The organism is Leifsonia sp. 2TAF2 (assembly GCF_052115085.1).
Taxonomy (GTDB): domain Bacteria; phylum Actinomycetota; class Actinomycetes; order Actinomycetales; family Microbacteriaceae; genus Leifsonia.
On the sequence record NZ_JBFRFY010000002.1, the window covers coordinates 310,922 to 329,848 of the forward strand.

At 65.2% G+C, this 18,927-nt stretch carries 12 protein-coding genes and 1 pseudogene; 10 read left to right on the forward strand and 3 right to left on the reverse strand.

Annotated features, from left to right (window positions below; translation table 11 throughout):
- Positions 1-78: 78 nt before the first annotated feature.
- The 8 genes and pseudogenes from AB4Z18_RS13795 to AB4Z18_RS13830 form a co-directional block, all read left to right on the forward strand.
- Positions 79-174 (forward strand): annotated as a pseudogene (locus AB4Z18_RS13795) (TetR/AcrR family transcriptional regulator); the annotation flags it as partial.
- On the forward strand, positions 175-630 hold the full coding sequence (locus AB4Z18_RS13800; protein WP_441784027.1) for a TetR family transcriptional regulator C-terminal domain-containing protein: 456 nt from the start codon (positions 175-177) through the stop codon (positions 628-630).
- Between the two features lie 140 nt (positions 631-770).
- Positions 771-2,018, forward strand: a complete 1,248-nt coding sequence (locus AB4Z18_RS13805; protein WP_441784009.1) for an MFS transporter — start codon at positions 771-773, stop codon at positions 2,016-2,018.
- 735 nt (positions 2,019-2,753) lie between these two features.
- The gene (locus tag AB4Z18_RS13810) at positions 2,754-5,867 is read left to right on the forward strand and encodes a hypothetical protein (RefSeq protein WP_441783303.1); all 3,114 of its coding nucleotides are present in this window, start codon (positions 2,754-2,756) and stop codon (positions 5,865-5,867) included.
- A 68-nt stretch (positions 5,868-5,935) separates the two neighbouring features.
- Positions 5,936-12,349, forward strand: a complete 6,414-nt coding sequence (locus tag AB4Z18_RS13815; RefSeq protein ID WP_441783304.1) for an RHS repeat domain-containing protein — start codon at positions 5,936-5,938, stop codon at positions 12,347-12,349.
- The gene (locus tag AB4Z18_RS13820) at positions 12,346-12,714 is read left to right on the forward strand and encodes an Imm8 family immunity protein (RefSeq protein ID WP_441783305.1); all 369 of its coding nucleotides are present in this window, start codon (positions 12,346-12,348) and stop codon (positions 12,712-12,714) included. Before AB4Z18_RS13815 ends, AB4Z18_RS13820 begins: the two co-directional genes overlap by 4 nt.
- Positions 12,715-12,751: 37 nt before the next feature.
- Complete coding sequence (locus tag AB4Z18_RS13825) at positions 12,752-13,078, forward strand: hypothetical protein (RefSeq protein WP_441783306.1); 327 nt, start codon at positions 12,752-12,754, stop codon at positions 13,076-13,078.
- A 556-nt stretch (positions 13,079-13,634) separates the two neighbouring features.
- The gene (locus AB4Z18_RS13830) at positions 13,635-13,937 is read left to right on the forward strand and encodes a hypothetical protein (protein WP_441783307.1); all 303 of its coding nucleotides are present in this window, start codon (positions 13,635-13,637) and stop codon (positions 13,935-13,937) included.
- 61 nt (positions 13,938-13,998) lie between these two features.
- On the opposite strand, the gene AB4Z18_RS13835 is transcribed toward AB4Z18_RS13830, so the two are convergent.
- The gene (locus tag AB4Z18_RS13835; protein WP_441783308.1) at positions 13,999-15,405 is read right to left on the reverse strand and encodes a ParB/RepB/Spo0J family partition protein; all 1,407 of its coding nucleotides are present in this window, start codon (positions 15,403-15,405) and stop codon (positions 13,999-14,001) included.
- Between the two features lie 861 nt (positions 15,406-16,266).
- Here AB4Z18_RS13835 and AB4Z18_RS13840 point away from each other — a divergent pair.
- Positions 16,267-16,575 carry a DUF7882 family protein gene (locus AB4Z18_RS13840; RefSeq protein WP_441783309.1) on the forward strand — a complete coding sequence of 103 codons (309 nt, stop codon included), beginning with the start codon at positions 16,267-16,269 and terminating at the stop codon, positions 16,573-16,575.
- 126 nt (positions 16,576-16,701) lie between these two features.
- On the opposite strand, the gene AB4Z18_RS13845 is transcribed toward AB4Z18_RS13840, so the two are convergent.
- Together AB4Z18_RS13845 and AB4Z18_RS13850 are read right to left on the reverse strand one after the other, a co-directional pair.
- The gene (locus tag AB4Z18_RS13845) at positions 16,702-16,926 is read right to left on the reverse strand and encodes a hypothetical protein (RefSeq protein WP_441783310.1); all 225 of its coding nucleotides are present in this window, start codon (positions 16,924-16,926) and stop codon (positions 16,702-16,704) included.
- 105 nt (positions 16,927-17,031) lie between these two features.
- Positions 17,032-17,250: a hypothetical protein gene (locus AB4Z18_RS13850; RefSeq protein WP_441783311.1), complete on the reverse strand. Its 219-nt coding sequence runs from the start codon at positions 17,248-17,250 to the stop codon at positions 17,032-17,034.
- 148 nt (positions 17,251-17,398) lie between these two features.
- Between AB4Z18_RS13850 and AB4Z18_RS13855 the strand changes: the two genes are divergently transcribed.
- Complete coding sequence (locus tag AB4Z18_RS13855; protein WP_441783312.1) at positions 17,399-18,793, forward strand: recombinase family protein; 1,395 nt, start codon at positions 17,399-17,401, stop codon at positions 18,791-18,793.
- The last annotated feature ends 134 nt before the right edge of the window (positions 18,794-18,927 follow it).

Sequence of the window (18,927 nt, forward strand, 5' to 3'; positions counted from 1 at the left end):
GGGGCAGAACGGGCTGACGCGGTGACGACCACCCCAGCTAAAGGGCCGGGTTCGCGCGGCCGCTATCCCAAGGGTGTGATGCGGCGGCAGCAGATCATCGACCGCACCATCGAGGTCTTCGCTCAGCTGGGCCTGGAGGGGACGAGTCTGCGGGCTATTGGTGAAGCCATCGGTGTGAGTCACGCGGCGTTGCGACGTTACTTTGAGACCCGCGAAGAGCTCTTCCTCGAGATCTTGCGCGAGAAAGACCGCCAGGCGTTAATCGACGCCCAGGAGAGCGGCCGCCCGTCCACCGACTTCGCCGGCCACCTCGACTCGTACGCGTCAGGGGCCCCTGGTCTGATGTCGCTTCGTCACAGCATGGTTGCGCGCGCGCTGGAGCCGGGCAATGAGTTCTCGCGGGCCTTCTTCGTGGAGCGATATCAGCACCTTCGCGCCGATGCGCTCGAGATCCTGCACCTCGCTCAAGGCGCCGGCCTGATTCGGGAGGACATCTCGCTGGAGTCTGCGTCCGCGCTTCTGATTGCCGCGATGGACGGGCTGTCCACACAGTGGCTGCTGGACCCGCAGGTCGACCTCCATGCCGGCATGCTGCTCTACGAGCAGTTGTTGCGGCCGATCCATTCGTGAGCACCGAAAAGTTCCATGTGGGGCTTTTGGTGTTATCTTGATCTCTGTCGGGGGCATTCGCCCCTGGAACCGTTTTGCAGAGAGAAGTCAACGTGGACGAGCCCAAGCCCCTCACTGTCCCCGCCGCGTCCGGTGCACACGTGGCCCCCTCCGGCCTGGCAGACTCATCGCCGGCCGGTCCGGGGCGTGCTTCGCGTTACCCGACAGTCGCGATTCCTCTCGCGATCCTCGGCTTCTCGATTACTCTGGTTCCTCCCTTGGTGATCACGATCGCACTGAGGCTTCGCGAGCTGGACCTTGCCAACTCGGCCGCCGATCTCGGCATCGTCCTCGGCATCGGCGCGCTCTTCTCCCTGATCGCGAACCCAATCGCCGGTCGCATCTCCGATCGGACGACCAGCCGGTTCGGGATGCGCAAACCCTGGATTGTCGCCGGTGGCCTGGTCGGATATGTGGGAATCGCCGTCATCGCGGTCGCCCCCAACGTCGCACTCGTGCTGGTCGGGTGGATCATCGCCCAGGTCGGCCTCAACTTCGCGCTCGCCGCCCTGGTCGCAATGCTTCCGGACCAGATCAGCCCCGAACGGCGCGGCCGCACCGCCTCCTTCATCAGTCTGGCGCAGAACGTCGGCGGGGTCGCCGCGACCTTCCTGGTCCAGCTCTTCCCCGTTGGGCTGGTTCAGAGCCTGGTTCCGAGCCTGATCGGCGTCGCGCTCATGATCGGTATGGTGCTGCCGGTGAAGGACCGCATCGCCGTGCGCGGCCCGAAGGAGCCGTTCAACGCACGCGAGTTCTTCGGCGCCTTCGTCTTCAACCCCCGAAAGCATCCCGACTTCGGCTGGGCGTGGCTGACCCGCTTCTTCCTCACAACCACGCAGTTCACTGCGACCAGCTACCTGGCGTACTTCCTGATCTCCCAGTTCGGGGTTGCAGACTCTCAGGCCCCCACGCTGGTGTTCGAGGCTATCCTGGCCAACGCGGTCGGCATTCTGCTCATCACCCCGGTCCTCGGCTGGCTTTCGGACCGGCTGCGCCGCCGCAAGCCCTTCGTCATCTTGTCGTCGATCATCGCCGTCGTCGGTCTTACGATCATCGCGCTAGCGCCTTCCATCCCGGTCGTGCTTCTCGGCGAGCTTGTCCTCGGCGCCGGCCTCGGAGCCTTCTTCGCCGTGGAGCTCGCCCTCCTCACCGACGTGCTGCCGAGCCCCGACACGGCGGCGAAGGACTTGGGCGTGGCCAACCTCGCCCAATCACTGCCGCAGTCGCTCATCCCGGTCGCGGCGCCCGCTCTCATCGCCGCGTTCGGGTACCCGGGCCTCTTCCTCAGCGGTGCCGTGTTCGGCGTGCTCGGCGCCCTCAGTGTCACCCGGGTCAAGAAGGTGAGATGACGCGCCGCTCAGCGCAGCCGCGTTGGCCTTTACTCGTCCGTTTGACCCTCGACTTGCCCGGCGCCTACGCGCATTTCTCTTGTGTCTGCTCTTTGTGTCGTATCACCCCTCGCTTACTCCTGATCTCTTCGCTCGTCTGTCTTTCTTTCCTTATCTCCTTTCTCGATCGATCTTTTGCTGACTTTTCTTCTCTTGCTCGTCTTCCCCTGGGCCGTCCTAAAGAAGGGGCTTCGACCCGACCCACGAGAGCCCCGCCCCAAGAGGGTCGGGTACTTGCGTGCGTGCTTGGTCACGAATGTGGAGGAGTCTCCGACACCGTGTGGGCGACCTTCAGTACTCGACTAGGGAGGCGGACCTCGGAGCCTCATCGCCCACGTAAAGCGCCCCCCAGATTGGGGTAGAGGAAGAACGCGTTCCTGTATGAAGGCTCAGACAAATGGGTTCCGTTCAGCTGACGCACATCAATAACCTCGGTTCGAGCCCACTGGGGGGCGGCTGAATTGGGGGGAAATGCACAACATAACGCTGCGCGCGCGAATCGGGATCTCCGGCGCGACAACGGTTCTTCTGGCGGTCGGACTTTTGGCGGTCGCATCGCCGGCCGAGGCAGCGCCGACGCCACCGCGCCCGACCTTCTCGGTGGCTAGTGCGCCATCGGTTCCGGCTGACGCAGATCACAGTGCTACCGAAGCCGGGGCGCGTGCCATCGCTGCCGCCCATCATCACCGCGTCGCGGTGGACGATCAGACGACGCCGACGCAGCTGATCGAGGCATTGCCGGACGGCAGCATGCAGGCCACGTCGAGTATCGTGCCGCAACGCGCGAAGGTATCCGGGCTCTGGACGGATATCGACACCTCACTTCGAGCGACGGACGATGGCTGGCTCGCCCCACGCGTCACCGCGGCCGGGGTCAAGTTCACCGCCGGCGGCTCGAGCACGATCGCTCAGGTGCAGTCCGAGTCCGGGCAGTGGTTCACAGAGACGTGGCCGTACGGAAAGCTGCCGCGGCCAACAGTCTCCGGTTCGCACGCGATCTACCCTGGCGTCTTCCCAGGCGTCGACCTCCGGCTCACCGCCACGAACGCCGGCATGTCGGAAGTCCTGATCGTCAAGACCGCAGAAGCGGCGAAGAACCGGAAGCTCGCAGATCTGACGCTCGCCGTGCAAGGGGCCGTCATCGAGCAGAAGGCCGGGACCCGCACTCTGACGGCCGCGACGAAGTCCGGAGAGCCTGTGGCCTCGGCCACGCCCCTCTGGTGGGATTCCTCCGAGAAGTCGGCGGACGCAGACTCACCGGGTGCAGATGAGCCCACTGCGGTCCCGATGACCAGCACCGACAGCAGCGTCGCCCTGAAGGTCCAGCAGATCACCGCGACTAATCCGACGTATCCGCTGTACATCGACCCCGACTGGAGCAGTTACCTGCAAGCCGACTGGTACACCGACCGAGCATTCCCCGACCAGCACTACCTCGACCCCCCCGAGGACAGCGTGGGATATGGCATCCAGGGTGGAGTCGGCTACCTCTCTCGCGCGTTCTTCCAGTTCCAGACCGACTTCCTCTCCGGCAAGATCGTCAGCAGCGCGCACTTCAACATCACGCAGACCTACGCGAACAGCTGCGACACGACGCTGGTCCAGTTATGGGAGTACGGCGGCTCTACGACGCCCGGCTTCAGCTGGAACCAGGAACCCAACCAGTGGTGGCAGGCGATCGATCAGCAGGGCAACCCATACGGGGGCCCGTGCGCACCGAACGCGACGCGGGTCGGTTTCACGGCGACCCACGCGGCGCAATCTGCCGCAGCCAACCGCTCGGCATACATCCAGCTGGGGCTCCGAATCGCCCCCGCCAACGAGGGTAACCAGTACACCCGCAAGCACTACCGGTGGGATGCATCGCTAACCGTTACCTACGACACAATCCCGAACACCCCGGGCGCGCTTAAGTACACCAGCCCGCCGCGCACCTGCTCCACGGACAAGAACAACCCCACCCTGCTGGACAGCACTCAGCCGATCACGCTGGCCGACACGGTGGGCGACGCGGACGCGGGCCAGGGCCTGACGACGTTCTTCGGGGTCCACGGGATCACGAACACCGGTTTCGCGACGACGAAGTCTTTCGGTCCGTCGACATCGACTGCAGCAGCCGTCTCCTTCGGGGCGGGGGCATTTCCGCCGGGCGACTATCGGTGGGACTCGCAGACCAATGACAACACGGGGGGCGTCAGTCCGGTCTCGGTCAGCTGCTACTTCCGGACCACGAACGCCAGTCCGAGCATTCCGACGATCACGCAGACGTCGACCGCCCCGCCGGTCGTTGGTGCGCCGATGACGGTGCAACTCGGTGGTGCGGCGAGCGACGGCGCGGTTCTGTTCGCCTATTGGTGGGCGCCGTCGAGTGCTCCCGCCCCTGCGGCCAGCCCGGCTCTGACACCCGTCGTGGAGAACCAGCCCCTCCCGCCCTGCAACTCGGCATCCGGTCCTGTGCGTTATGCGTGCCCTGTCGCGGGGAGCCTGAAGACGGCCGACCTCCCTGTCGCTCCGATCGATTCGCTCTCAACGTTGTGGGTGGTCAGCTACAACCAGGCCGGTCGTCCCTCGCTCGACAGCAGTGGGCGATTCTCTACTGCCGGGCTTGCGGTAAGTGCGAACGATGACAACGCGAACGTGAGCACGACGAACGGGCACATCTGGGATTCCGCCAAACTGGCGACCTCGGCCACGGCCGTACCGGACTTGAACGTCAACGCCGGATCGGTTGGGACGACCACCCGGCAGCTGCTCGGCGGACCGCTCACGATCGTCAACGACAGGAGCTACCGCGGGATCCCGACGAGTTTCCTGAGCTACTCGAGCGCCTCGACAGTGAGCACTTCCGAGCGGCAGGCGGTGGACACTAAGGGCAGCTTCACAGTCTCGGCATACCTCTACCTCGACCCGCTCGCTCCGGCTGGTGCGCACGTCGCAGTCTCCGAATACTCGAGCGCGCTCTCGCAGAGCGCCGACTCGATCGCGGCGTTCACGCTGGGGACCGACGTCAACGGCAACGCGCAGTTCTGCCGGACCATCGTCGTGACTAGAGCAAAGGGCTGCGCGACCGCGTCCGCAACGTCGTTCCCGACGGGGAAGTGGACCCTCCTCACCGGAATCTGGGATTCCGTCAACCAAAACCTCCGGGTCCTGACCAACGCCCAGATCTCCGCTGCAGTCCTCACCTCGCAACCATCGGCCGCCAACGATTCCAGCGCGAACGGGGCGCTTTGCGTCGGAGGGGCATGCACGTGGCCCCTCGCCGGATCGCTGACCACGTCCGCGCCGTGGGTCGGCAAGATCGCTCGCCCGTCGGTGTTTCCCGGCGTGGTCTCCACGGCACAACTGCTCAATCTCTCGCTGATGAGGGCACCGACCGAGGTTGCCCCGCCGGACACGTCGATCGGAAGCGTCGTCAACCTCCGCTGCGACCAGGTAGCCACTCCGCAGCAGATGTACAACTTCGACCCGAACCTGTCGGGGCAAACCGGCTACGTCCCCGCTGCGGGAAGCCTGCAGGCTAGGGCGCTCGCGTGGAACGGTGTCGCCTGCCGCTGGCTCCGGGAGACCGGCAATGTCAGCCTGGACATCTCCGTCGCGAAGATCGTCGACCTCGGGACGATGACGCAGCTGCAGACCGCTGCGGCAACCGGCACGGCAGCTCCGGGCATCGGTGACCTGGCCTACTTCAGCAACGGCCAACTCCAGGTGTTCAAGGATCAGTACTGGGTAGTCATCCAGTATCCCTGGGCCACCGAGGCAGCCGATCTGAAGTCGCTGCCGGCGGACGTACTGTCCAACCTGCCATAAGCCGAGTGGCGCCTGGACTACGCCCAGGCGCCACTTCTCTTCTCGTTCGATCGACCCTGGGGAAAGTCATGAGCACTCGGAGCAAGAGCGCCCGCACGCGCACCGCCTCGCCGTTGGTCGCCGTCGCAACGGCGATCGCCGTGGCGGCGACCGCACTTCTCGGCACGACCGCGGCCGCTGCACCACCCCACCCAGACCGAGGCATCCCCGTCCACGGGCGATCGGCCGCCGAGCTCGCACCGTCAAAGGACCCGGCCTCTTCGATGTCCGTCGCGCCCCACCTGGGGAGCCTTCCCGGTCCCGGGAGCTACGCCGTGGCGATCCCGGCGCACTTGATCCCGCATCCATTCACCACGAAATCCGGTGGAAAAGAGTCGGCGACGATCGCGGGCGACTGGCACGATGTCGGGGCGACCGGCATCCAGGTCGCCGCCGCTCAGGCCGGCGGCCAAGCGCTCGTTTCCAAGACCAAGGGCACGGTCCATGCCGACGTGACCCGGGTGACGGCCGAGGTCGTGGCCCCGGAGACGGCAAAGAAGCAGGGTCTGAAGGGACTCGTGCTCTCGCTGAGCCGAGCGGACGCCGGCACCGACGGCGCCCCAGTCGCCGTCCGCATCCCGCGCGCGCTGCTGGACTCGGTGTACGGAGCGGATTACGGCTCGCGCGTCGAATGGCGACAGCTCGACGGTGACGCATCCGGTGCCAAGGCGCGAACCGCAGAGGTTCCTTCCGCTCGCGACGCGGACGGCGCCACACTTCTCACTCCGACGCTCTCCGAGCACAGCGTCCTCCTCGCGGCTACTGCCACCCCCGTCTCCGCCAGCGGAACCGGCACCTTCACCGCCAGTTCTCTCAAGCCGTCGTCGACGTGGGATGTTTCTGCGCAGACCGGCGACTTCTCCTGGTCGTACCCCCTGCAGGTGCCGCCGGCTCCCGCAGGCCCGGCCCCACAGCTGTCCTTCTCCTACGACTCCCAATCCGTCGACGGCGAGACCGGCTCCACCAACAACCAGCCCTCCGTGGTCGGCGAAGGCTGGAGTCTCGCGGGTGCTGGCTTCATCGAGCGCACCTACGTGTCCTGCGCCACCGACAACGGCGCTTCGGGCCCCGTGACCACCTCCGGCGACCTGTGCTGGAAGACCGACAACGCCACAATCTCCTTCGCCGGCCACTCGGGTCAAATCATCAAGGACACGGCGAGCGGTACCTGGCGCCTGCAGTCCGATGACGGCACCAGATTCGAGCATCTCGTGGGCACCGCTGCCGGATGCGCGGCGAACGGCACCTACGACACCGACTGCTGGCGGATGACGACGACCGACGGCACGAAGTACTACTTCGGCCTCAACCAGCTCCCAGGATTCAGCAGCGGAAAGCCGACAACGAACTCGGCATGGACGGTACCGGTATACGGCAACGACGCAGGCGAGCCGTGCCACGGAGCGACCTTCGCCGCATCGTCCTGCGCGCAGGCGTGGCGCTGGAACCTCGACTACATCGTCGACATCCACGGCAACGCAGAAGCGTTCTACTACAACGCCCAGACGAACAAGTACACGGCAAACAACACGACCGTCAGCGGGTACACGCGCGGCGGCGAGCTCGACCACATCGACTATGGCTTCGTCACCGGGAACGCCTACGCGGCAAACGCGGCCAGTGGGCGCGTCCAATTCGGCTACGACCCGTACGGCCGCTGCTCGGACGCCACCCACGCCAACTGCACCGCGCAACCGGTCAGCGGCAACGCCACCGCCCCGGCCCACCCAACGGCGTACCCCGATGTGCCGTTCGACCAGTCGTGCACGGCGGCCACCTGCCCCGGCCTGATCTCCCCCACCTTCTGGACGACCTCCATGCTGTCGACCGTCACCACCAAGGCACTGGTGTCCGGCTCCTACGCCACTGTCGATGCGTGGACGCTCGGCCACTCCTTCCCAGACCCGGGAGACACGACCGCCGCAGCCCTTTGGCTGACAAAAATCGACCACACGGGCTACAGCGGGAGCACGAGCCTGGCCGAGCCGACGACCACCTTTGGGGGCCTGACGATGCAGAACCGCGTCTGGGCCTTCGACGGCCTGGCGCCGCTCGACAAGTACCGCATCACCAGCATCCAGACGTCCCTGGGCGGACTCCTCAGCGTCAGCTACTCACCGCAGCAGTGCACGCCGTCAAACGCTGCCGCAATCGAGGCGGCACCCGAGTCGAACACCAATCGGTGCTTCCTCCAGTGGTGGACGCCTAAAGTGGCCCCGCCGCAGCCGGCCCAGAAGGACCTGTTCCACAAGTACGTCGTCACAACCGTCATGGCCGACCCCAAGACCGGTGGGGGCAACGACGCCCCGCAGGAAACGGACTACGTCTACACAGGGACGCCCGCGTGGCGTTACGACACGTCGCCCCTCGTCCCTGACGACAAGAAGACCTGGTCCGTCTTCGCCGGCTACAGCAGTGTGGAGGTCCGAATCGGTGACCACGATTCGCCCTCCAGCCAGAAGACGACCGATTACACCTTCTTTCAGGGCATGGACGGCGATCGCGCGTCCGCGAGCGGCGGCGCCAAGTCGGTGAGTGTCGGAGGCATCGTCGACGCCGTTTGGCTGGCCGGCCACACGCGGGAGGCCAAGACGCTCAATGGCGTCGCCGGCCCGATCGTCTCCGACGTGCTGACGACACCGTGGGCGTCCAACCCGACCGCCAGCAACGGCGTCAACGCTGCGCGCTTCACCGGTGACGCCGATACCTTGCAGACTGAGCCGGTATCGACCGGTGGGACACGCTCCGTCCACACAAAGAGCTCGTTCGACGCAGCCACCGGTCTGATCACGCAGACGAGCGTCGAACCGTCGGATGCGACGGCGACCTGCAGCACCATGACCTACGCGACGTCGAACACGGGCGCCGGCATCGTCGGAGCACTGGCAGAAGTGTCCAAGGTTGGGGTCGCCTGTGCGTCTCTGCCCGACGCTCACTTTCCGGGCGATGCGATCAGCGATGTGCGCACCAGCTACGACGGCCAGGCGTACGGAGCTTCGCCCACCAAGGGGGATGCCACCAAGGTCGAGATCGTCGACGGCTACCCGGCCGGAACGCTCGCGTCCGCGCACTGGGTCACCCAGGCGGCGACCGCGTACGACAGCATGGGCCGTCCGACCTCCGTCGTCGATGTCCTTCAGCACACAACCGGAACGGCGTACACGCCAGCCGCCGGGGCTCCGGCCGGTTCGGGTGGCACGACGAAGGTCGTCTCCACGGCCACCGCTCCCTTCGGCTGGACCACGACGACGACCTTCGACCCCACACGGGGAAGCGAGCTCAGCAGCACGGACCAGAACGGCGAAGTCACCACCGCGACCTATGACCCGCTGGGGCGCCGGACCGCGGTCTGGCTACCGAGTAACCCGAAGGCGAGCGCGCCGAACAATCCGTCCGTCTCATACAGCTATCTCGTCTCCCAGACCGCCGCATCGGCGGTCACCACGAAGACGCTCACAGCCGGAGGCGGCATCAGCACCTTCGCGTTGTTCGACGGACTCGGTCAGCCGATCCAGACGCAAGCGCCCGCGGAGGGCGGGGGCACAGTCGTCACCGACAACGCCTACGACGCGCACGGTCGCGTAGCCTTCACCGACGCCCCATACTGGACTCCGTCGGTTGACCCGTCGACCAAGTTGTTCGTGCCGACCGCGCTCTCTCAAGTGCCATCGCAAACCGTCACGGCTTACGACGCGGTCGATCGCACGGTAAGGACCACCCTGAACTCGCTGGGCGCGGAGCGCTACCACACCGGAATCGCCTACCTCGGCGCCGACCGCGTTGACACTACGCCGCCCTCGGGCGGGACGCCGACCACGACGCTCACGAACAGTCAGGGGCAGCAGACGGCCCTCGTGCAATACCTGGCTGCGGCTCCCGCGTCTGGTGCCCAGACGGAAACGACTACATACGGCTTCAACGCCCAGGGCAAGATGGCGTCCATGACCGATCCGGCCGGCAACAGCTGGTCGTGGCGGTTCGACGTCCTCGGCCACCAGGTCGGCGCCGACGATCCCGACAGCGGGACGACGTCGAGCACATATGACGACGCCGGGAACCTCCTCTCGACCACAGACGCCCGCGGCGTGACGGTGAGCTACACCTACGACGCACTGAACCGGAAGACTGCGCAGTACCAGGGCACGACCGCCGGCTCGCTGCTCGCCGCCTGGACCTACGACACCGTCGCCAAGGGGCAGCTCGCCAGCTCAACCTCGTACGTAGGATCCGTGCCCGGCACGCCCGGCCTGGCATACGGATCCACGGTGGACTCCTACGACGACCTCTACAACGTCACGCAGAACACCGTGAGCATCCCGAGCGGTGCGCCAGCCTTCGGCGGCAGTAGCTTCACGACCAGCAGCTACTACGACATCGACGGATCCATCCTCAACAAGACTCTGCCCGCCATGGGCGGGATCCCCGAGGAGACGCTCTTCTACTCCTACGACAGCGAGAACAACCTCACCAGCATCGACGGCCTCGACGTCTACGGCGTCGCGAACTACACGCCAATCGGTCAGCTAGCCCAAATCACACGGACGGGAACAACGAGCCTCTACACCGGGTTCGGGTACGACCCGGCGACCACCGCTCTCCTGGACATCAAGGACACCACCAAGGCGGGGACAACGTTCACGGTCCAAGCGGACCGCACCTATAGCCGCAACGACTCCGGCGACGTGACCGCCATCAAGACCACCGGAGCGGCGGGAACGGACACCCAGTGCTTCGGCTACGACTATCTGCACGACCTCACCCTGGCGTGGACGCCCGCGAGCAACGACTGTGGTGCGACGCCCACCGCGTCGACGATTGGCGGGGCCGCGCCATATTGGACGTCATATGCGATCGATCCCGCGACGGGAAACCGCACCTCGGTGACACACAACCCGACCAATGCGGCAGCGTCGGCGACTACCGACACGTACACCTACCCGGCAAGCAAGGCGCCGCACCCGCACGCCGTGCAGACCGTGACCCGGTCCGCGGGGACCGGGGCTACCGACAGTTACGCGTACGACGCGAGCGGGAACACGGTGGCGCGGCCGGGGCAGACCCTGAACTGGGACGCCAGGGGGAGTTTGGCCTCCGTGCTGGTTGGCGGTACCACTCAGACGAGTGTCTATGACACGTCCGGCGCATTGCTCCTTCAGAGCGACCCGACGAGTGGTACCACCCTTGACCTTGGTGATACGGAGTTGCGCGTCGCACCTGGAGGGACGACCTCCGCGCTTCGCACATATTCGCTCGGAGGAGTTCCCGTCGCTGAGCGAGCGACGAAAGCTGGAATCGCTCAAACGACGTTGACCTGGGTTTCGGGGGATGCGAACCGCACGCAGGACATCGCTATCGGCTCGTCCGGCGGTGCCCTCACCCGGCGCTACGTCGACCCGTTTGGCCTCTCGCGAGGCACCGCCAGCCCGTGGAACAACGATCACGGCTACCTCAACGCGTCGACATCACGCGCGACTGGTCTGCTCCAGCTGGGTGTCCGAGCCTACGACCCGAACCTCGGGCGCTTCTTGTCCGTCGATGCCATCCTCGCTCCCCTCAACCCCGCGCAGAACAACGGATACAGCTACAGCGCGAATGATCCGGTCACGAGCAGCGACCCGGGAGGTGACTGCTACGTCTCAGGTAAGGGGTCGCCGGACGCGCTGAACATGAACAACAACTGCGGTGGCGGAAAGGGCGGAGCGGCGCCCCAACGACCCTCCGCAGGGGGAAACAACAAGCAGAGCTACTACCCGACCTGGAACAAACTCCAGAGAGTGGTGGCCCAGGTCATCAAGGACGTCGTCGATAACCTCGCAAACACGTTGGACTTGAGCGACATATTCTCGGGTTCGGCGTCGCCAGGCGAGGGTTCGGGCGGCGGCTTGACGAGCGCCCTATGCCAGGCTGCGCGGGTCTACGGACCGGTAGGTTCATGCAATCAGTCTGAGCGTGCGGCCTCCGACCAGCAGATCGCGGGGCTGCTGGACGCCGCTGCCGGAGCTGGGGACATGCTGTTCTCCGTCTGCATGGCTGACTTCACGAGCCCAGCGTGCGGCGACATCGAGACGGCCGCCGCCCTGGCGAAGACGGGAAGTGGGGCGCTGCGCGCAAGTGGGGCAGAGGCCGCAATCAAGGAGGCGAGCTCCGACTGGGCAAATGTCAGCGGAACCCTCCGTGACATCCGCGCGGGCACAGGAAACTTCGACCTGCAGCAGGGTACCTACTGGCAGGCGATGGCCATCGGTGAGGCCTGGGTCGGCCCCGGCGCGACACTTTCCAAGAATGGAGTGGCATTCACGAGCGCGGATGGGTTGCGAACCTTCAGGCCTCCATCCTTCAAGCCACGGCAGGGTGTCACTCAAGCGAATTTCGGCTGGCGTGAGGCATCGAGCGGGAAGTACGTCAACAATGGACACATGAACATCGTGGGCGGTGGCAAGTGAGGGCGGAACTGCGGTTGATCGACACAACGGACGCCGATCTCGAAACGTTCGCTCCTGCTGAAGGCGAACCGTTCGTTTTGCCTCTTCAACTGTACGTTGGTCCGGCCGGCGAGCGCGGCGAGGAGTCATTCGAGCTGCTCGTGTGTAATATCCCGTGGCTTGCGTCGCAGCTGACCAACTTTTCGCTGAAGCTCGTCAATCACACTCTGATCGTCGACAGTTGGGACTATCACGATGTCGAACGATTCCTCACGCGAACGATCAACGACATCGAAGATACGAGTTGGGAACGCGTGGCTATGAGGGTGGGGGAGATCGGACTTTGGGAGTTCTACAACATCCGCGAACGCAACGACGATCAGTGATATCTCGACCGCGTCAACGGTCCAAAGAGGCGCTTCATTGAGCCAGGACTCCATCATCGCCGCCGTCGATGCGGTGGTCGACGCCCTCTCAGACCTCGATCGCGCACTCGAAGCCGACGGAATGCGCGCGATTCGCCAGGAGTTGGCGGATGCTCGTGCCTCGGGCGATCGATCGGGCTTCCGCGAACGTGCGTTGGAGGCCCGTTCGCGCGCCTACGGGATGGGGGGTCTGTTCGACATCCTCATCGCGCCGAGGGAAGGCCTTTCCGTTGAAGAGGCTACCGGGTTGCTGGATGCGCAGGTCTCCGCCATGGTGCGCGAGATAGACCCGCTCCGCGATGGTGGGGACCCTAGTCTGCAGTAAGTGACGGGAATCGAACCCTACACGGGGGACTAGGGCGGACGAAAGACATTCTAAGGCGAGCGCTCTGAACACAGATTGATTGGCGCACTCGACGACCGTTCCCATCGTCTCGCAAGCCAACTCCCGCAAGCGAATCCGTCAGCCGGCGCGCGGCAACGCCGAGTCCTGCGCCCCAACGTCGACTTCCTCCCCAATGAATCACAGGAGCAATTGGATAGCTACCGCCGCTCTTTCCGCGTCCCGCAGCGCCAGCCGATCTCGCCCGAAATAAGCGCCGTGGGGCGTCGGGGATCAGCTGCAACCACTCCAGGCGTCCGCCGACTGGAACCTGTTGAGCCGCCTACGGCGGCACTGTTCCTTGTGGTTTGTGTGTCTTTCCGCGGGGCGATCGTAGCTCGTTCCCGCGGCTTACCGTGCCGGGCTTTCGCGGCATATCCTCCCTCCGCTTCGCTCCAGTCCGGTATTCCACGGTCCCGGCACTCACGCCGCTCCCACTCGCTCTCGATCTCTCCGCCGGAAAGGCAAACAAAACGATCGAGCAGGGGAGTGAACGATCATGCGGGTATTCATCATCGACACCACGCACATGGGCCCGGAACTGCAACGGGGGCTGATCGGGGTGGTCGGCTCCACCACCCCGACACCGGAAGAGAAGAAGGAATGCGTGGACACGGTGTCCCGGTATGCGGTGGATGGGTGGGCGATCGCCGCCGACCCTCACACCGCCATCGGGCACCTTGCAGCGTTGACCGCCGAGACGGCGTGCGTTCCGTTCCTGGCACTGGATCGGGTTCGTCGGGCTGGCGGTGCGGTGATCGCAGCGCCGACGGCCGGCGCGCACCTGCACGGACTCGACTGACCTGGGCGCCGAGACGCGGTGGTGGGCCCCGCCCTCCGTGGCGGGACCCACTACCCGCGTTTCAGTCTTCGCCGCCGTCGGCGACCTTTTGCTTGGAGTCCGGGTTGTCCGTTGCGCTCGGGTTGTCGGTGCCGGTGATGATGCGTTCGACGTCGCTGAGGGTGTAGCCCCAGGCCGCGAGTTGGGTGAAGTAGGCGGCATCGGTCGGGGACGGGGTGCGCCATGTTTGCTTGTTGGTGACGCTTTCGCACGCCCCGAGCACGATCGCCAAAGCGACGTGTTGCGCTTTGCCCGACGTCTGCTCGAGCAGGGCCGCGAGCTTGTCGGCTTGGAAGTAGCCGGAGGGTTCGACACCGAGTAGTTGGTGGGCGAGTTCGTTGCCGTCCCGGGTGGCGCTGCTGATCGCCTGCCGGTGCACGGTGAGCCCTCGTGCGATGACCAGTCCCGTGTCTTTGGGGAGTGTTTTGCGGGTGAGGAGGGTGGTGAGCCAGTCGCGGCGGACGACTTCGGCGGAGGCCCAGGCCTTGTTGTTGGCGATCAGGGTGCGCCGTTCGGCCTTCTGTTCCTCGGTCATCGGCCCGCTCTGGGACGCGGCCCTGCCGTAGGTGTGGAGTCCGGCGGCTTTGGCGTCGTGGAGGTAGTAGGTGACGCTCGGCTCGCCGTCGGCGTAGACGCGAACATGCGCGGCACGCCCTGCGACGTTCTCGATGTGTTCGACCGTGACCCTCTCGTTCTCGGCGGTGAGCAGTTCGCTGATCCGGGTGTACTGGGTGTCGTTGTAGCCGGAGTCGGTGTGGAGGATTTCGTACCCACGCCCAATCAGGTCGGCTTCGGCGGCTGCCTTGGCTTGGGCGCGGGCTTTTTCGTCGCGTGCCCGCTGGGCCGCGTGCGGGAACTGCGCCGGGTTGGTGGTCGCGACCTGGATCAGCTCGGCACGGGTCTCTTCGTTGTCGTCGAATTCGATGAGCACGGCCGCTTGGTCCAGGGTGAGCGGGTGCTCCTGCAGCGCGGACGCGGCGGCGGGGTTCTCGGTGACCGCAAGCGCGGTCTTGACTTCCCGGGTTTTGGAGCCGGTGCGGCGGGCGATGGCGGTGATCGTGAGCCCTTCGAACGCGAGCTGCTGGAACGCGGCCGCCCGGTCACCGTCGCTGAGCGATTCGCGCTGGTCGTTCTCCACCATTTGCTGCACGATGCGCTCCGTCGCCACGTCATCCGCTTCCACGAGATAGACGGGGATGGTGGCGAGCCCTGCTTCGCGGGCGGCGAAGACGCGCCGTTGCCCGGCCCGGACGGTGATGGTCCCGTCGGGGTTGTGGTGGGCGAGGACGGGGGTGAGGACCCCGTTCTCGCGGATGGATTGTACGAACGCGGGGGTGATGGGTGCGGTGAGTCGCACGTTCTCTTCCAACAGGAGGGTGTGCGGGTCCAGGTGCTGGATGGTCCCGGTGACGCTTGTGGTGTCGTTCATGGTCTTTGCTTCTTCCGATCAACTGGTTTGGTTCGCCTGTTTGGCAAGAGGATCGGAACGGAAGCGGAGACGGTGCAGTGCCGGGTCCGTGGAATACCGCAGCGCAGCGAGGATATGCCGCGAAAGCCCGGAACGGAGCCGCCGCAGCGACCTACGATCAGCTGGCCAGGCAGGCGGACAACCTCAATATGCAGGGTGCCGCTCGCGGCTCCATCCAGTCAGTAACCGCAGCAGCTGGTATGCGCGCGGGTCCCATGGAAGGTTCCAGGCCTGAGGTGAATAGGCCTGTGTTTGGGGCCCGACTTATTCCAGGTGTGTGTGAGCGGTTTCCGGATGCGGCTCTGTGAGCGGGCGCCGCGGCTGCAAGTGAGCGGTCTTCTGTCTCAGCTGGGTGACCACCGCTGCGTCATCGAATTGGTCTTCACCGGTGCACGACGCAATTGGGGCGGCCACGATCTGGCTGGCAGGCCCGATGATGACTTCCACCATCCAGACGTCTCCGGTGCAGCTTCTGCCGGGGACGCTGATGGTGTGGGCGGTGTTGTTGTGGGCCAACGCCTTGGAGTACTCCAGGATGCTGTCTGCGATGTCGTCGCCGGTATCGAATCACGTGCCGGCATAGGTGATTCTGCGCATGCTCCGAGCGTGCTCTCGGAGTGGGGGCAGGTGAGGCCCTTGACACTGGCCCGAACGGTGGCTTTCGGCCCTCGACGCAGGTCAGCCTCGATCAGGGTGAGGAGGAGTGACCGGGCGTGGATGCGTCGTTGACGGCAGCGAGCATCGAGCGCGCTAGCGCCACATTGCCTCGAGAGCCTTATCCTTCCGGCAGGAGTTGCCGAAATTGGACCGGAAGAGGCCGACGTGGGAACGCTGGAGTACGACGGCAAGAGCTACGAGCTCGAAGACCGAACCCTGTTTCACCTGCAGATCGCCATCAGCACCAAGCTACGGCGCCGGGAGAACTTCTTCCTCACCTGGCCCGTGCAGCATGAGATGGGCAGCGGGCGACACACAGTCTGGGTTGATAACGGGGTTCCGCTGCATTTCCACTACACGGGTTCCCGGCATCCCACCCTGAATCGCGAATGGGTCGAGGCCTTGCTGGACTCCGCCAGCCAAGGCCAAGGGATGACGGTGAGAGCCGAACCCGAGGCCAGCGGCGATCCGTGATCTGCAACAGTGTGACGTTCGAGGCGATGGCTCGACGGGTTTGCGTTCGGAAGGCGGTCGTCTATCCCGAGCCGTTCAGGGCGAACGGGGGCGCCGAGTGTTCTTAGTGCGGATGGCCCCCGTTCCTCACAAGTGTGGTTGGAACACTGACCAGCAGCCGAGGTCGTACTCCAGTTCCTCCCCGGAGTAGAGCCGCACCACCCATCGGTGTGAATCGCCGCCGGCGAACTGTCCGGTGACGGTTTCACTCACCCAGACGCCATCGGACTCATGCACCCACCGGATCAAACCGATGTGCTCCCTCAACCGTGGCGGGTGGGGCGGGTGGAGGTAGTCCACGTCATCAGCCATTAGGTCCCCCTTCCCCGCCGGCGGGTGCACCGCACCCTAGTTCCAGCGGTGGGCATATGGTGCACCCGACGGGCCGCCTGCGGGAAGGTCCGATTTCGCAGCGCGTCAGCGACGTGGCTCGATGCGAGCCAGGCGGTACATCGCCGTGTGATTATCGGCGATGCTGCAGCGCTCCCAGACTTCTAAGATGGCCCCGTCGGGGGCGTCGATGGGTCGGCGGATCACGATCGGCGGCACGTCGAAGGCGTCCGGCGATTGAAGGGTGACGATTTCTGCTTCACCGTCCGGGTCTGGGGAGACCAGGATGGCGACTATCTCGCGCATCAGCTGCCTCGGTCGGGGGTGGCTGGACTCTACGACCGGGCGCGTCGCCCGCGATAGACAAGACATGTGCCGCGCGCCAGGGTCACGGGGGGCTGCCGTGCTCGCAGGGACCGATGTTCCGTGGATGGCGGTCGCTTACCGTGCGGCCATGACAAAGATGACTGCCGCAGCGATCTACGCGCGGATCTCCTCCGACCAAACGGGGGAAGGGTTGGGTGTGCAACGTCAACTTGAGGACTGTCGCCGGTTAGCCCGCGACCGGGACTGGGTGATCGCCGGCGAGTACGTCGACAACGATGTATCCGCCTATTCGGGGAAACCGCGCCCCGCGTACGAGCGAATGGTGGGAGATATTGTCGAGCGGCGCATCGACGCGGTTCTGGTGTATCACTTGGACCGGCTCACAAGGCGGCCGGTCGAATTAGAGCACTTCATCGACGTGTGCACCGTTGCGGGCGTGGATGTCACCACGGTTACCGGGGATGTTGGGCTGGAAAACGACAACGGGCTGCTGATTGCCCGGATCACCAGTGCCATGGCGGCGGCGGAGTCGGGACGGAAGTCAGCCCGGATCCGTCGCAAGATGCTGCAAAACGCACAAATGGGTAAACCCAACGGTGGGGCCAATCGACCGTTCGGATACGAATCTGACCGGGTCACCATTCGGGACGGCGAAGCGGCAATTATCCGGGAAGTCGTCTCCCGCTACCTCGCTGGCGAGTCCTTGAACTCGTTGACCCGCTGGATGAATGAGAAGGAAATCCCGACATCCGGGGTGGCGAGGTCATGGAGTGTCCGCACCCTGCGTCCGATCTTGATTAGTGGACGCATCGCCGGGCTGCGTGACCACCACGGAATAACGGTGGGGCCTGCGGTGTGGCCGGGAGTTATCACTGCTGAGGAGCACGAGACGGTGCTCGCCACGTTCGCTTCTAGGCACGTCGAGCGGCGGCCGCCGCACTTGTACCTTCTCAGCGGCCTGCTCCGGTGCGGCCGCTGCGGCAACACCCTAGTAACTACATCGCCACGGGGCGTGCGCCGCTACACGTGCACGAGATCACCAGGATCCAGCGGATGTGGGCAGCTCTCCATCAACGCTTCCATGCTCGAAGACTTCATCGCCCCGGCCATCGTGCTCCGGCTGGAGTCACCCGAGATCGGGCCTCTCCTCGTTGCCCGAGCAGATCCCGGCCAACATGCCGAGCAGCTGGGAGAAGTCGTGCGCGCGCATCAGGCAATGCTTGACCTTGCAACGATGCTGGGGGCGGGGGAGATTACTCGCGCCGAATTTTTGGCAGCTCGTAAGGCAGGCGATGTCCGCCACACCAGGGCGTTGAAACGTCTTGACGGGGTTGCCGGCACCCGCTTGTTTAATGGCTGGGCCAGTGAGGATGCGGCTCAGATGTCAGCGTGGCAACGGCTCCCACTGGCTCGGCAACGAGAAGTCGCACGGACGATCCTAAGCTCTGTGGTCATCCAACCGCGCCCGAGGGGTGCACGCGTTCTAGACCCGACTCGCGTGGAGATTGTGTGGGCGACGTAGGCCGGCCCGGCGCATTGATGCAGATCATGGGTAACCGCGCTGCGCTTCTGATGCGCCGCGTGCACTCGGGCAGCCGTAAGGCATCTCCATACAAGTCCGGTTAGATGCCGCCGACAGTGTCCTTACTGCCACAG

Coding starts and splice junctions, on each gene's coding strand:
- AB4Z18_RS13830 (WP_441783307.1), top strand. CDS start 13,635: ATGCGGGTATTCATCATCGACACCACGCACATGGGCCCGGAACTGCAA.
- AB4Z18_RS13850 (WP_441783311.1), bottom strand. CDS start 17,250: ATGCGCGAGATAGTCGCCATCCTGGTCTCCCCAGACCCGGACGGTGAA.
- AB4Z18_RS13855 (WP_441783312.1), top strand. CDS start 17,399: ATGACAAAGATGACTGCCGCAGCGATCTACGCGCGGATCTCCTCCGAC.
- AB4Z18_RS13845 (WP_441783310.1), bottom strand. CDS start 16,926: ATGGCTGATGACGTGGACTACCTCCACCCGCCCCACCCGCCACGGTTG.
- AB4Z18_RS13835 (WP_441783308.1), bottom strand. CDS start 15,405: ATGAACGACACCACAAGCGTCACCGGGACCATCCAGCACCTGGACCCG.
- AB4Z18_RS13815 (WP_441783304.1), top strand. CDS start 5,936: ATGAGCACTCGGAGCAAGAGCGCCCGCACGCGCACCGCCTCGCCGTTG.